The sequence below is a fragment of the Nocardia sp. NPDC058640 genome, assembly GCF_042716995.1.
In the GTDB taxonomy this organism is placed as follows: domain Bacteria; phylum Actinomycetota; class Actinomycetes; order Mycobacteriales; family Mycobacteriaceae; genus Nocardia.
Genome location: NZ_JBHXRG010000007.1, coordinates 36,529 through 49,834 on the forward strand (window position 1 = coordinate 36,529; position 13,306 = coordinate 49,834).

Below are 13,306 nucleotides of genomic sequence, written 5' to 3' on the forward strand. Positions count from 1 at the left end.
CTCATTCATGCGCGGGTGTGACCGGTTTTGCCGCCCGGGCTCCGATCAGGCGCGCCACCAGCGGAAACACCAGCACGGTCGTCGCGCCCGCGGCCACCAGGATCGAGGCTACCTCGGCGGTCAACAGCCCCGTGTGGGTGGCGACCTGCGTCACCGCGACGATGATCGGCAGGCCCGTGGCCGCGTACAGCGCCAGTTCGACGCGTTCGCGTCCGGTCGGCAGATTGTCCCCGCGCGGCACGAAACGTTCACTGAGCCACACAGGCACTCCGCGCGCGATCGCGATGGTGACCACGAACCACAACCACAGCGCCGGATTGCGCCCCACCGCCGCCACGTCGATGCCCATCCCCGACACCACGAAGAACACCGGGATCAGCAACCCGTACCCGATCGCCTCCAGCGACGAATCCACATCCGGGTGCCCCGCCGCGATCAGCCGTCGCAGAATCATGCCCGCCGCGAACGCCCCGAGCACCACATCCAGATCGAACACCTCCGCGACCACCATCAACACCATCAGCAGCAACACCACCCCGCGCACCGGCAGCTGCGAGGTACCTCCGCCCAGCTTGGCCAGCGCGGTACCCAGATCGGGCATCCGGTCGAACAACCGCACCGGCACGAACCCGACCACCGCCGCGGCCACCACGAACATCAGCACGATCACCACGGCGCTGCCGATATTCCTGCTGGTCAGCAGCACCGACATCGCCACGATCGGCCCCAACTCCCCCACCGCGCCGTGCGTCATCACCGCGCGCCCCAACGGCGTATCAACGATCCCGGACTGCTTCAGAATGGGCAGCAGCGTGCCCAACGCGGTAGAGGTCAACGCGATGGCGACCGCGATCCGCGTGCCATTGGACTTGTCCGTGGCGACGACGACAATCGCGAACGCGAACAGCAGACACACCAACCACACAATCCAGGCCGTGCGCCCCGACCGACCACGCAACAGTTGCGGATCCAACTCGTACCCGGCCAGCAAAAACAGCATCCCCAGCCCCAACTCGCTGACCAGGTCCACCCCACCGGTGCTATCCGCCCACCCCAACACATGCGGCCCGAGCACCGCCCCCGCCACGAGCAGGATCACCACATCCGGCAGATACCCCTTGACCAGCCGCGACACCAGCGGCGCGACCACTGCGATGAGCGCGATCCAGAACAGCGACACGATCGGCGAGGGACCCTCGGCAGCGGAAGCGAGCAGCTCCATGTACGCCATCGTGGCACACCATCCGTGCTGATCCAGCGCACCTCGCGCGCGTCCGACAGCCGAGACGGTGCGGGTGCATAAAGCCGATAATGCGCCCCGTCGACTTCGTGGGCTTACGGTCATGGGGTGATCAGCGATCCTGTTCTCGTCCGCGAATTGCTAACTACCGCGCCGATGCCCACCGTGCCCGCGGCGTCCGAGCCCGGCGTCGCCTGGCTTCGCGCTCATGTACCGCGGTTCTGCGATGGTGCCGACCATGCACGCAGGCGGGCCGCCGTGTGCGCGGAGCTGGATCGGATCGACATCGATGAGCTGGCCGGGAGTGACGACGGACCGCTTGCCCATGTCCGAATCTTGCTGCGCGCCATGCGACTTCCCTCGGACCTCGCGGACGCGGTAGCCGAAGTCGCCGCGGCTTATCAACCGCACGTCCCTGTCACACCACCCGCCGACGCAGCGGTGCGCGAACTCGTCGCGGCGTGCGGTGGCGTCGCGGACGAGGCGACCGCGGCGCGGATCTGCGTTCTCGTACAGGCCTGCGCGGCGACCGGCGAACTGATCGCGGCGGCCCGCGCCTGCGGCGAACCACCCGAAGCGATCATGGCAACGACACCGCCCCTGCGGTCGACCCGTCGTGTGGTCGACGGTGCGGTCACCGAGCTCGATCTGCGCCATCCGGGGCTCGGTTTCGGCGCGGGATCGCACGAATGCCCCGGTATCGACCATGCGCTGGCCCTAGCGACGGGCGTCCTGGCGGCCGATCCCGAGCCTTCCGCACGCTAACCAGCCCCGTTGACCCACTGGACAGTTGATCACCAGGCAATGGTGGATTTTCCTTCTCGCGCGACGTTTGCGTGGTTGCCTGGTGATCAATTGTCCAGGTCGGTGAGTCAGTCTTTGCGGACGATGGTTTCGCCCGAACCGGGCTTCCAGACGGTGATGTCGAGGTGGTCGTCGTCCACTTCGACCGTGGAGGCGCCGGTGAGGTCGGCGACGTAGAAGTGGTCGAACTTCTCGCCGCGGATGTCGAAACCGCTGTCGTCGAACAGTTTTTGGGCGAAGCGGGCGTGGACGGCTTCGTCGTGCAGGTCGGTGACGGTGCCGAAGAGTTTCGCGTCGCCGTCGGAGACCTTGGTGTCGACGGTGGCGGTGTGCAGACAGAAGCGTGGGTCGCGGGCGAGGTCGTCGAATTTTCGGGTGTTCGGCATCCCGGCCAGCACGAGCATGTCTTCGAAGATGATCGGTTCGATCGGGCTGATGCGCGGTGACCCGTCGGCGCGCAGGGTGCCCAACAGGCACAGGTTGCCGGTGGCCTGGTGGCGGCGTCGGAACACCGCGGCGATGCTCGGGGCTTCTTCGGTGAACTGGCTCCACGTGGTCATATCTCGTACGGTACGGCGCAAACTTGACATCTTGTGTCAGGGTTTGCGGCTAGCCTCGGGATATGCGGGCGAGCAGGTTGGTGCAGTTGCTGCTGCTGTTGCAAGCAGGTGGCGGTGCGACGGCGGGCGCGCTGGCACGGGAGCTGGAGGTGTCGGTGCGCACGGTGTACCGGGACGTGGAAGCGCTGTCGGAGGCGGGCGTTCCGGTGTACTGCGAACCGGGCCGCGGCGGCGGAGTCCGGTTGATCGACGGTTACCGAACCCGCCTCACCGGCCTCACCTCCGACGAAGCCGACGCCGTCCTGCTCGCGGGCCTGCCCGGCGCGGCAGCCGACCTAGGCCTCGGCACCGTCCTGGCCACCGCCCAACTGAAAATGCTCGCCGCCCTCCCACCCGAATTACGCGGCCGCGCAACCCGAATCGCCGAACGCGTCCACATCGACATGCCCGGCTGGTTCCAACACCCCGACGAAACCCCCACCCTCGCAACGGTTGCCGAAGCCCTGTGGCACGACCACCGTCTCGCGATCACCTACCAGCGCCGCGACCGAACCGTCGAACGAACCCTGGACCCGCTCGGCCTGGTCATGAAAGCAGGCACCTGGTACCTGATCGCCCGCGAAGGAACCGCTATCCGCTCCTACCGGGCCGCCCGGATCACCGCTGCGACTCCCACCGGCGAATCCTTCACCCGCCCTGCCTCTTTCGACCTCACCACGCACTGGAACGCCACCGCCGAACAGTTCGCGCGATCAATGTTGCGAGTCACCGCACACTGCCGAATCGCCACCACCCACCTCCCCTTACTCCGCCTGATGAACGATCCCGCTGCGGTGCGCGAAGCCCTGACCTGCGTCGGGGCCCCGGATGCCGACGGTTGGGCCGACATCACGATCCCCAGCGAGTCCTACGAAGTCCTCGCCCACGCCCTGCTCCCCCTCGGAGAACACATCGAGGTACTCGACCCGCCGGAACTGCGCGCCCAAATGATCGCCACTGCGGCGGCGATGTGCACGCGCTACCGATGAGGACACACACGGGTCGCCGAGCTGATATCAACTGGTCCAGTCGAGGATCTCCGCCATGGAGTTGAGCTGGGTCGAGGTGGGGGTCAGGCGTAGTGCGGTGTTGCGGAGGGTGACCAGGGGGCGGGCGGACAGTTGGGCGACGGTGCCGATTCGGGCGGAGCGGTGGGTGATCATCTGGGTGCGGGGGCGGCGTTCTCGGTCGTAGCGAGCGAGGCCGTCGGGTTCGCCTGCCAGCTTGCCCAGGACTACGGCGTCTTCGAGTGCTTGGCAGCCACCCTGGCCGAGGTTGGGTGTCATCGCGTGGGCGGCGTCGCCGACCAGGGCGATGCGGCCTGCGGTGAAGGCAGGGAGGGCGGGTAGGTCGTAGATGTCGTTGTGTAGCACCGCGTTCGGGTCGGCGGCGGTGAGCAGGGCCGGGATCGGGTGGTGCCAATTCGCGAAGCGGTCGCGGACTTCGGCGAGGCTGCCGGTCGTGTGCTCGGGGGCGTTGTAGACGGCGAAGCAGTAGACGCGGCCGTCGGCGAGAGGGGCCATGCCGAAACGTGCGCCGCGACCCCATGTTTCGCCGAACTCGGTGAGCTGTTCGTCGATATCGACCACCGCGCGCCAGGCGGTGTAGCCGGCGTAGCGCGGTGCGACTTCGCCGCAGACCGCACGCCGGACAACGCTGCGAATCCCGTCAGCTCCGACGATCAGATCGGCGGAGGACGTGCCCGCGGAGTGCACCACCGTTCCCTCCACGGTCGCCTCGTGCACCGAGATCCCCGTGCGCACAATGCCTTCGGGTAGCGCCGTGCGCAGGATATCCAACAGCCGGGCGCGGTGGATCGCCACCGGAGCGCCGAACCGATCGCGCAGTGTCGCCACGTCGGTGCGCGAAAGCCATCGCCCACGATCGTCGCGAATTCCCGCCGACACCTCCGACATGCCCTGCGCGCGAACGGTGTCGCCGACGCCGAGAGCGTCCAGTGCGCGTAAAGCGTTGGACCACAGCGATATTCCAGACCCTACTTCGGCAACCTCCGGCGCCCGTTCCAACACCTGGACATCCCAACCCCGCCCGACAAGCGCGAGCGCCGCGGCCATTCCCCCGATTCCGCCGCCGACCACCATCGCTGTAGACATCGCACACTCCTTCGTCTCGAGTAACTGCGACCGTACTACGGCTGTAGTGATGAAGACTACGAATGTAGTGCAGCTCACTACGGGCGTAGTATCAGTGGGTGACTACCAAACGCGAGCAGGTCCTCGATGCCGCGATCGAGGTACTGGGCACCGGCGGGTCGCGCGCGCTGACCCACCGCGCGGTCGACCAAGCCGCTGACCTGCCCCCGGGTTCGACATCCAACTATTTCCGCACCCGCGAAGCACTGCTGTGTGGCGTCGCAGAACGCCTCGAGCAGCGCGATCACGCCGACTGGGAGGCGATGAACCGCGCACTCGGCCCAGCCACGGTCGAGCACCTCATCGACGGTCTCGCCCTGTTCGTCACGCACGCAACCACCACCGACCGCGTCCGCACCCAGGCCCGCCTGGCCCTGTTCGGCGAGTCGCAGACGATGCCGGCGCTGCACGAATCGGTCCAGCGCGGACACCAGCGGCTGCGCGCCTGGGCGATCGAGATGGCCGCGTCGGTGGGTTTGACGGCCACCGATACCGGCATCCTGGTCGACTATCTCGACGGTGCCGTCGTGCACCGGCTCACCGGTGCCGACGCGGGGAAGGATCCGCGCGAAGCGCTCGCTCGGCTGACGCGCGCGCTGCTCGACTGAACGACGATCGGTTGATTCTCGACTTTCGCTCAGGTCGGTTGTGGCCGTTCCGTGCCGAGCCCAGGCCAGCTACGACTGCTGCCGCTATCGAGGTCTATTTGGACGAGGCGATGGAATCTACCGGGCTGCCGGGGGGTTCGCTAGTTGTCGCCCCAGGGGGACACCGTTGTGCACGCGATTCTGCGCCGTCTCGGCCTGGACAACCGGGTGCAGGCCGCGATCTGCGCATACGAAGCCGGGCTGACCCGTGGGGACAGCCCGGCTCGGTAGAACAGTTGTCAGACGATCGAGAACAGCAGGGCAGCGACCGCGAAACTCACTACGGACAGGATGGTTTCGAGCACCGTCCAGGTTTGCAGGGTCTGTTTCACCGTCATGTTGAAGTACTTCGCGATGATCCAGAAACCGCCGTCGTTGACGTGGCTGAGAATGATCGAGCCCGCCGCGATCGCCATGGCGATCAGCGCGATGGACATCTGCGAGTAGTGCTGCTGCGCGACCAGCGGCGCGACGATGCCGCCGGTGGTGACGATGGCGACCGTGGCCGAACCCTGCGCGATGCGCAGACCGCAGCTGATCAGGTAGGCCAGCACGATGATCGGCAGGCCCGCCGCGGACATCGTTTCGGCCAGTGCGGTGCCGATGCCGGTGGCGGAGATGACCTTGCCGAAGAAGGCACCCGCGCCGACCACCAGCAGGACCATGCCGACCGGTTTGAGCGATTCGGCGGTGATGGTGCTCAGTTCCTGCACCGTGGAACCGCGGCGGATCCCGAGCAGATAGAACGCCACGAGCACGGTGATCAACAACGCGACCGCGGGGGTGCCGAAGAACGTGAGCACCTGCAGCAGCGCCGAATCTTTGTCCAGCAGTTGATAACCGAAGGTAGCGCCCAGGATCAGCACCAGCGGGATCGCGATGATGCCGCCGATCAATCCGACCGAGGGCGGCGATTTGGTCACCACCGCGGTGCCGCCGGAGCCCTCGTCGGTGGATTCGGGCTCGAGCGGAACGAATTCCTCGGGCACCGACACCATCACGCGCTTACCGATGTAGCTGCCCCACACGATGCCCGCGGCGATGAAACCCGGTATGCCGCAGACGAATCCCATGATGATCAGCCAGCCCAGGCTCACGCCGAGCAGACCACCCAGGGCGACGGGGCCGGGGTGCGGGGGCAGGAAGGCGTGCGTCATGGACAGGCCGGCCAGCATCGGCATGGCGTACAGCACCAGCGAACGACCGCCGCGTTTGGCGGCGACGTAGATCAGGGGCGCGAGCACGAAGATGCCGATGTCGAAGAACACCGGGATGCCGAAGATCAGGCCCAGCAGGCCCATCGCGATGGGAGCGCCCTTCTCGCCGAACACTTTCAGGAGTTTGTCGGTGAGAACGTCGGCGCCACCGGATCTTTCGAGAATCGCACCGAGTACGGTGCCCAATCCGATGATGACCGCGATGTGTCCGAGAATGCCGCCGAAGCCTGTTTCCAGCAGTGACTCACCGGCTTTGAGCGGTGTGCCCACGATCTGGGAGATCGGGAGTCCGGCCGCCAGAGCCAGCAGCAGGCCGGTCAACAGCAGCGCGACGAACGGCTCCAGTTTGACTTTGATAATGGCGATGAGCAGTACTGCGATCGCGAGACCGCACAGCACCAGCAACCCGGGGGTGGTGGTGCGCAACCAGTCGACGGTGGCGCCCATGGAACAACCTCTCAATCAAGCGAATGGACGAAATGTGCGGCCTTGGAGCCGATGTGGGACCAGCGGGCGGTTTCGACGTCGAGCGGGGCCACCACTTCGGTGCCCGCGGTGACAGCGATCGCGCCCGCCCGGAGGAAATCGCGGGCGTTGTGGGAATTCACGCCGCCCGAGGGGATCAGGAACATGTTCGGGAACGGCCCGAGTAGGTCTTTGAGGTACTGCGGGCCCAGCGCGCGGGCCGGGAAGATCTTGACGGCCGCGGCACCCATTTCGGCTGCGGCCAGCACTTCCGATGGCGTGAAGGCACCCATGATGACCGGGATCGTGTGCGCCACAGCCACTTCCGCGACCTCGGGGCGCAGTGCGGGTGTCACCAGGAACTGCGCGCCGACCTCGATGGCAGCCTCGGCCTGAGCGCGGGTGGTGACGGTGCCGACCCCGATCACCGCATCGGTGACCGTACCGGCCTTGCTGATCGCGTCGAGCACACCGAGGGTGGTGAAGGTCAGTTCGACCGCACGCAAACCGGCACCGGCCAGCGCGGCAGCCAGCGCGGCCGGATCGGGTATGGAAGGGGCGCGGACCACGGTGAGAGCCCGGTCGGCGCGGATCACCTCCATGGCCGGCGATGACGAGCTCAACAGCGGGTTCATCGGGTTTCCTTTCGCGTGGTGTCCAGGCGCAGGGCGCGACCGGCGCGCACACCGGTCGCGGTGCCGTTCTCGAGCGCGAATTCGCCGTTGACCAGCACATGCTGGATACCACGCGCGGGCTGCTTGGGATCTTCGAAGGTGGCCGTGTCGTGGATCGTTGCCGGATCGAACACGACCAGGTCCGCGGCGAAACCGGGCCGCACCAGGCCGCGTCGGTCCAGGCGCAGGCGTTGCGCGGGCCTGCCCGTGAGGTGGTGCACGCACTCCTCCAACCCGAGAACGCCCAGTTCACGCACGTAACGCGACAGGTAGCGCGGGAAGGTGCCCCAGGCGCGCGGGTGCGGGCGGGCGCCCACGAGCAGGCCGTCGCTGCCGCCCATGTGGCCTGGGTCGACCATGATCGCGCGCACGTTCTCCTCGTGGCCCACGTGCTGCAGGATCGTGGTGGCGAGCTGATCGCGGCGCAGCAGGTCGAAGAACACCTGCACAGGTGCGATGCCGCGATCGGCCGCGATCTCGGCGACCGTACGGCCCACGACGTCCGATAGCGCGTCGTCGCCGACCCCGCTGATCTGGATGGTCTCCCATTCGACGGTGACGCCGTGGCAGCCGTCGGACCCGTTGACGTCGACATCGGCGATGATCCTGGCCCGCTGCCCCGGATCGTCCAGGCGGGCCAGTGCCGCGTCGGGCCCGCCCGACATCGCCCAACTGGGCAGCAGCGCCGACAACGTGGTCGAACCCGGCAGGTACGGGTAGGTGTCGAGGGTGATGTCGCAACCGTCGGCGCGCGCCATCGCGAGCATGGCCAGGAATTCCGGTGCGCGCCCACGGTTGACGCCGAAGTTCATGGTGGCGTGGGTCAGGTGCAGCGCGCAGCCGGTGGCTTTCGCCAGGCCGATCATCTCCGCGTAGGCCTCGAGCGCGCCCGCACCGTACGAGCGGGTGTGCGGTGCGTAGAAGCCGCCATAGGAGGCGACCACCTGGCACAGTGCGGCGAGTTCGCCTGTGTCGGCGTACATTCCGGGCGTGTAGGTCAGTCCGCTGGACATGCCGACCGCGCCCTGTTCGAAACCTTCGGCCAGCAGCGCGCACATCCGGTCGATCTCCCCGGCGGTGGCCGCGCGCTGGTCATTGCCGACCACGAGCATCCGCAGCGTGCCCTGCGGAACGAGGTAGGCCGCGTTGGGTGTGATGCCCTCGTCCAGGCGGTCCAGGTACTGCGCGATCGTGCGCCAGCTGAAATCGAAGTCGGCGGGATTGCCGTTCCAGCCCGCGATCTGCCTGCGCAGCACCGCGAGTGCGGCGTCGTCGATGGGTGCGTAGGACAGCCCGTCCTGGCCGATCACCTCGGTGGTGACGCCCTGGGTGATCTTCGGGAGGTGGTCGGGGTGGGTGAGCAGGTACAGGTCGGAATGCGCGTGCATGTCGATGAATCCGGGCGCGAGCACCGAACCCGGTTCCGCCGCAACGACTCTCGCATCGGCGGAGTCGATGGTGCCTGGCAGGGCGATCTCGGCGATGCGGCCGTCACGGACCAGGACATCGCTACGCGTGCGCGGGGCGCCGGTGCCGTCGACGATGTCGATGTCACGAAAGAGCAAGGGGGTCATGGTCATCCGATTAGAAGTAGGTGCGGATCAGGTCGACCACGCGCGGATTCACCGCGTCGGCGCTGTCGATGACGGGGATGAGGCGCCACTTGTCGAAGGCGGTGCACGGGTGCGAAAGGCCCAGCCGCACTACCGAACCCACCGGCAGATCAGTGGATGCAGCTCCGGGCAGGCGCAGGAAGGTGTGCTGATCATTCAGGGCGGTCACCACCGCACCGGGGGGCAGCGTGCCGCCGATGACCTGCTGCGGCACCGGCAGACCTTCGTCGAAGGGGAAATCGCGTTTGCCGCCGTCGAGCAGGGCCAGTTCGGGTTCCGGTCGTGACACCACGCGCGCCCACCCGTGCATCGCCGCACGCAAGCCGGGGTCCACAGCGGGCGCGGCGAGCGGGGAGATCCCGGCGTAGAAACCGTCGTCGTGGACCAGGTACGCGCCGCTGCGCAGGACCACCGTGGTCGATGCGTCGGCCAGGCCCGCAAGCTCGTCGACCACCAGTTCGGGATACGCGCTGCCGCCGGCGGTGATCAGCGACGGACCCGAATAGGCACCTGTCGCAGCGAGTTCGGTGTGCAGGGTGGCGAGTTCGCGCAGGTAACCGCGCACCGCCGCGATGCCCGCGGGGGTGCGATCGTGTGCCAGCGCGCCCTCGTAGCCCGCGACACCGGCCAGGGTCAGTCGCTCGCTGGCTGCAACGGCGGCGGCAACCGCCAGCGCCTCGGCTCGGGTGCGCGCGCCGGTCCGACCGTGCGGTCCACCCAGTTCGACCAGTACCCGCACGCGCGGGCTCGCGGCGGTCTCCCGCAGGATCTTGTCCATCAGTTCGACCGTGGCCACGCCGTCGGCCCAGCAGTAGAACTCGAAGTCGGCGTCGCGCGCGGATTCCGCTGCCGCCCAGACCAATCCGACCGGATCGACCAGGGCGTTCGCGAGCATGATCCGACCGACACCGAACGACCGTGCCAGTTGCGCCTGCCACGCGGTGGCCAGGGTGATCCCCCACGAACCCGCGATCAACTGTTCGCGCCACAGCTGCGGCGCCATCGTCGTCTTGCCGTGCGGGGCAAGCGCGACACCTGCGGTGGCAGTCCACTGCGCCATCAGGTCGCGGTTCGCGTCGAGGCGGGCGCGGTCCAGGGTGAGCAGCGGTGTCTGCCAGTGCGTGAGTTCGGGTGCGCCGGACAGATATTCGCGCACGGTGTGACCCCAGGCGGCGGGCGGCACGCTCTTGTCGTGGGGTCCGAGCAACTCGTGCGCCAGCGCGTCGACGACGTCGTTGTCGATGATCACAGCATCCCTTCCTCGTCGACCGAACCCCTGGGTAACGGCCCGATCAGTCATATCAAGCAAACATTGCAGTGTGTGCAACGGTGGTTGCGCTGAATGTTTCTGCTCGTTATTGTGCATCTAGAAGGCAGTGACCGCAAGCACGAAAGGGCAAATAAGGTGATTCAGGCAACAGTCGACCGGCCCAGGGCGGTCACTGTGGGCGAGGGATTGGCGGTGTTGATCGCGGGCGCGGGGCCGCTCGAGCAGTCCGCGCAGTTCGAGCGCGGGGCCGGTGGCGCGGAGGCGAATGTGGCCGTGGTGCTGGCCCAGTTGGGCGTGTCGGCGGCGTGGTTGTCGCGGGTCGGCGAGGACGGTTTCGGCCGCTATCTGATCGCGGATCTAGCGGCCAAGGGGGTGGATGTCGACGCGGTCGCCATCGATCCGACGCGGCCCACGGGTCTCTACGTCAAGGAGCGCGGCGCGGGTTCGGGCGAGACGAACGATCTGCCCGCGCACGCCAGTCGCATGCACTACTACCGCACCGGGTCGGCCGCGAGCGCCCTGTCCCCCGCCGATCTGACACCGAGCCTGTTCGACGGTGCCGATCTCGTGCACTTCACCGGCATCACCCCGGCTCTGTCGGAGTCGGCCACCGAACTCACGCGTGCACTACTCGCGCGGCCCCGCAGCGGCACATTGATCAGTTTCGACTTGAATTACCGTCCGGCAGTGTGGGGTTCGCGCATCGACGAAGCCGCCGACGAACTCGCCGCGCACATTCGCGGCGCCGACGTGGTGTTCCTGGGTGCCGACGAGGCCGAGGAGATCTTCGGCACCGGCGACCCGGCAGCTTTGCGCGCACTGTTTCCCGAGCCGACCCAGCTGATCGTCAAGAACGACAAGCACACCGTCACCGGTTTCGACGGCAAGACCGCGATCGAAGTGCCCGCGCTGACCCTGAATATCACCGAACGCATCGGTGCCGGTGACGCTTTCGCCGGCGGCTACCTCGCCGCGCTGTTGCACGGCGCCGACCTGCGCACCCGCCTGCGCTACGGCCACCTGTGCGCCGCGTCCGCCCTGACCGCCACCGGCGATTCGGCGAAACTGCCACCCTCACAAGATATTCAACGCCTGGCCGTGCTTCCGGACCAGACGTGGGCCGGGCTGCGCTACCCCGCGGCCCTGGATGAAACGATCAGCACATGAGTCAAAGTGTGTCGCGGGCCTTGTCCATTCTCGTTGCCCTGGGCGAGAATTCGCAGTCGCTGGATGATCTGGCGGTACGACTCGGCGTGCACAAGTCCACGGTGTTGCGACTACTGCAGACCATGCAGGCCGACCGGTTCGTCGTGCGCGACAACGCCCACCGCTACTCGCTGGGCACCCGCATGTTCGAATTGGCAAGTCGCGCACTGGAAAACCGTGACGTGCGCACCGTCGCCCGCCCGCATCTGCGCGCGCTGGGCGCGGCCACCGGCCAGACCGTGCACCTGGCCGCCTACGAATCCGGCGACGCGGTCTACATCGACAAGGTCGACGCCGAACAGGCGGTGCGCATGTATTCGCGTATCGGCAGGCCCGCACCGCTGCACTGCACCGCGGTGGGCAAGGTGCTGGTCGCGGCGCTGCCCCGCACCGAATGGCCCGCGGTGGCGGCACGACTGGACTACCACCCGTTCACCGCCCGCACCCTGCGCACCCCCGAGCAGTACCTGGCCCAATTGTCGCTGGTCGCCGCGCAGGGGTTCGCCGAAGACCATGAAGAGCACGAGAGCTTCGTGAACTGCATCGGTGTCGGGGTGCGCGACGGCATCGGATCCGTGGTCGCGGCCGTGTCGGTCTCGGTTCCCGACGTGCTGCTCGACCATGATCAGGTGCTGGCGTTGTTGCCGCAGGTCACCGCGACCGCCGAGGCGATCTCCACCGAGCTCGGCTGGGACCCCCGCCGAGCCGTCACCGCGAGGAAAGGCTGAAACCTCATGTCCGACAAGACCGCCGTACGCACCTCCGACGCCCCCGCCCCCGCCCACACCTTCTCCCAGGGTGTGCGCAAGGGCCCGTTCGTCCAGGTCTCGGGGCAGGGCCCGGTCGACCCCGAGACCAACGAGTACCTGCACCCCGGCGATGTCGCCGCGCAGACCACCCGCACGCTGATGAACGTCAAGGCGATCATCGACGCCTCGGGCGCCACCTTCGACGATGTGATGATGTTGCGCGTCTACCTCACCAAGCGTGAGGATTTCGCGATCATGAACGACGCCTACGGCGAGTTCGTCACCAAGCACACCACCAACGGCGTGCTGCCCTCGCGCACCACCGTGATGACCGTGCTGCCCCGCGCCGACATGCTGGTGGAGATCGACGCGATCGCCGTCGTCTCCGACTGAGCCACCACAATTCCCACCATGTCGCGGACACCGCGCGCACCGGCGTGTTGAGATGGGGCCGCCCCCACACGGGGGTGTCCACCCCGCTCTACCCGAGGATTGTGCCTATGTTCGCCACGTTCGCCCGCCCGCTCGCCGTCGCCGCCCTTGCCCTGTCGGTCACCGCGATCGCCGCGGGACCCGCCACGGCCGCCACCGCGCAGCCGGTCGTCGGCTCGGTCTCGATCTGCACCGGCATCCCGCTCGGCCCGATCACCATCACCGTCTGCCTGTAGT

15 protein-coding genes are annotated in these 13,306 nt (G+C 67.5%); 8 read left to right on the forward strand and 7 right to left on the reverse strand.

Annotated features, from left to right (window positions below; genetic code table 11):
* Window position 1 precedes the first annotated feature (1 nt).
* Window positions 2–1,222, reverse strand: a complete 1,221-nt coding sequence (locus ACFWU5_RS11805; protein WP_379267248.1) for a cation:proton antiporter — start codon at window positions 1,220–1,222, stop codon at window positions 2–4.
* 126 nt (window positions 1,223–1,348) lie between these two features.
* On the opposite strand from ACFWU5_RS11805, the gene ACFWU5_RS11810 reads away from it, so the two are divergent.
* Window positions 1,349–2,005, forward strand: coding sequence for a hypothetical protein (locus ACFWU5_RS11810; RefSeq protein WP_379267115.1), 657 nt, complete (start codon window positions 1,349–1,351; stop codon window positions 2,003–2,005).
* A 107-nt stretch (window positions 2,006–2,112) separates the two neighbouring features.
* Here ACFWU5_RS11810 and ACFWU5_RS11815 read toward each other — a convergent pair whose 3' ends face one another.
* A complete protein-coding gene (locus tag ACFWU5_RS11815) occupies window positions 2,113–2,604 on the reverse strand; it encodes a pyridoxamine 5'-phosphate oxidase family protein (protein ID WP_379267116.1) in 492 nt (163 codons plus the stop codon).
* Between the two features lie 62 nt (window positions 2,605–2,666).
* Between ACFWU5_RS11815 and ACFWU5_RS11820 the strand changes: the two genes are divergently transcribed.
* On the forward strand, window positions 2,667–3,632 hold the full coding sequence (locus ACFWU5_RS11820) for a helix-turn-helix transcriptional regulator (protein WP_379267117.1): 966 nt from the start codon (window positions 2,667–2,669) through the stop codon (window positions 3,630–3,632).
* A 27-nt stretch (window positions 3,633–3,659) separates the two neighbouring features.
* Here ACFWU5_RS11820 and ACFWU5_RS11825 read toward each other — a convergent pair whose 3' ends face one another.
* The gene (locus tag ACFWU5_RS11825; protein WP_379267118.1) at window positions 3,660–4,757 is read right to left on the reverse strand and encodes an FAD-dependent monooxygenase; all 1,098 of its coding nucleotides are present in this window, start codon (window positions 4,755–4,757) and stop codon (window positions 3,660–3,662) included.
* Window positions 4,758–4,855: 98 nt separating this feature from the next.
* Here ACFWU5_RS11825 and ACFWU5_RS11830 point away from each other — a divergent pair, with 98 nt between their 5' ends.
* Both ACFWU5_RS11830 and ACFWU5_RS11835 read left to right on the forward strand, forming a co-directional pair.
* Window positions 4,856–5,404: a TetR/AcrR family transcriptional regulator gene (locus ACFWU5_RS11830; protein ID WP_379267119.1), complete on the forward strand. Its 549-nt coding sequence runs from the start codon at window positions 4,856–4,858 to the stop codon at window positions 5,402–5,404.
* Between the two features lie 144 nt (window positions 5,405–5,548).
* Complete coding sequence (locus tag ACFWU5_RS11835) at window positions 5,549–5,674, forward strand: hypothetical protein (protein ID WP_379267120.1); 126 nt, start codon at window positions 5,549–5,551, stop codon at window positions 5,672–5,674.
* Between the two features lie 8 nt (window positions 5,675–5,682).
* Here ACFWU5_RS11835 and ACFWU5_RS11840 read toward each other — a convergent pair whose 3' ends face one another.
* From ACFWU5_RS11840 to ACFWU5_RS11855, 4 genes are read right to left on the reverse strand one after another with little or no spacing between them, the layout of a single operon-like run.
* Complete coding sequence (locus tag ACFWU5_RS11840; protein ID WP_379267121.1) at window positions 5,683–7,107, reverse strand: GntP family permease; 1,425 nt, start codon at window positions 7,105–7,107, stop codon at window positions 5,683–5,685.
* Window positions 7,108–7,118: 11 nt separating this feature from the next.
* Complete coding sequence (locus tag ACFWU5_RS11845; protein WP_379244673.1) at window positions 7,119–7,760, reverse strand: bifunctional 4-hydroxy-2-oxoglutarate aldolase/2-dehydro-3-deoxy-phosphogluconate aldolase; 642 nt, start codon at window positions 7,758–7,760, stop codon at window positions 7,119–7,121.
* On the reverse strand, window positions 7,757–9,373 hold the full coding sequence (locus ACFWU5_RS11850) for an amidohydrolase family protein (protein WP_379244671.1): 1,617 nt from the start codon (window positions 9,371–9,373) through the stop codon (window positions 7,757–7,759). The genes ACFWU5_RS11845 and ACFWU5_RS11850 overlap by 4 nt, the downstream gene beginning before the upstream one ends.
* Window positions 9,374–9,383: 10 nt before the next feature.
* A complete protein-coding gene (locus tag ACFWU5_RS11855; RefSeq protein WP_379267122.1) occupies window positions 9,384–10,712 on the reverse strand; it encodes an amino acid deaminase in 1,329 nt (442 codons plus the stop codon).
* A gap of 144 nt (window positions 10,713–10,856) precedes the next feature.
* Here ACFWU5_RS11855 and ACFWU5_RS11860 point away from each other — a divergent pair, with 144 nt between their 5' ends.
* From ACFWU5_RS11860 to ACFWU5_RS11875, 4 genes are all read left to right on the forward strand, one after another.
* A complete protein-coding gene (locus ACFWU5_RS11860) occupies window positions 10,857–11,849 on the forward strand; it encodes a sugar kinase (protein WP_379267123.1) in 993 nt (330 codons plus the stop codon).
* Window positions 11,846–12,616 (forward strand): IclR family transcriptional regulator, encoded by a 771-nt coding sequence (locus ACFWU5_RS11865; RefSeq protein WP_379267124.1) that lies wholly within the window; start codon window positions 11,846–11,848, stop codon window positions 12,614–12,616. The genes ACFWU5_RS11860 and ACFWU5_RS11865 overlap by 4 nt, the downstream gene beginning before the upstream one ends.
* 6 nt (window positions 12,617–12,622) lie before the next feature.
* Window positions 12,623–13,030, forward strand: a complete 408-nt coding sequence (locus ACFWU5_RS11870; RefSeq protein WP_379244663.1) for a RidA family protein — start codon at window positions 12,623–12,625, stop codon at window positions 13,028–13,030.
* Between the two features lie 107 nt (window positions 13,031–13,137).
* Complete coding sequence (locus tag ACFWU5_RS11875; RefSeq protein WP_379267125.1) at window positions 13,138–13,305, forward strand: hypothetical protein; 168 nt, start codon at window positions 13,138–13,140, stop codon at window positions 13,303–13,305.
* The last annotated feature ends 1 nt before the right edge of the window (window position 13,306 follow it).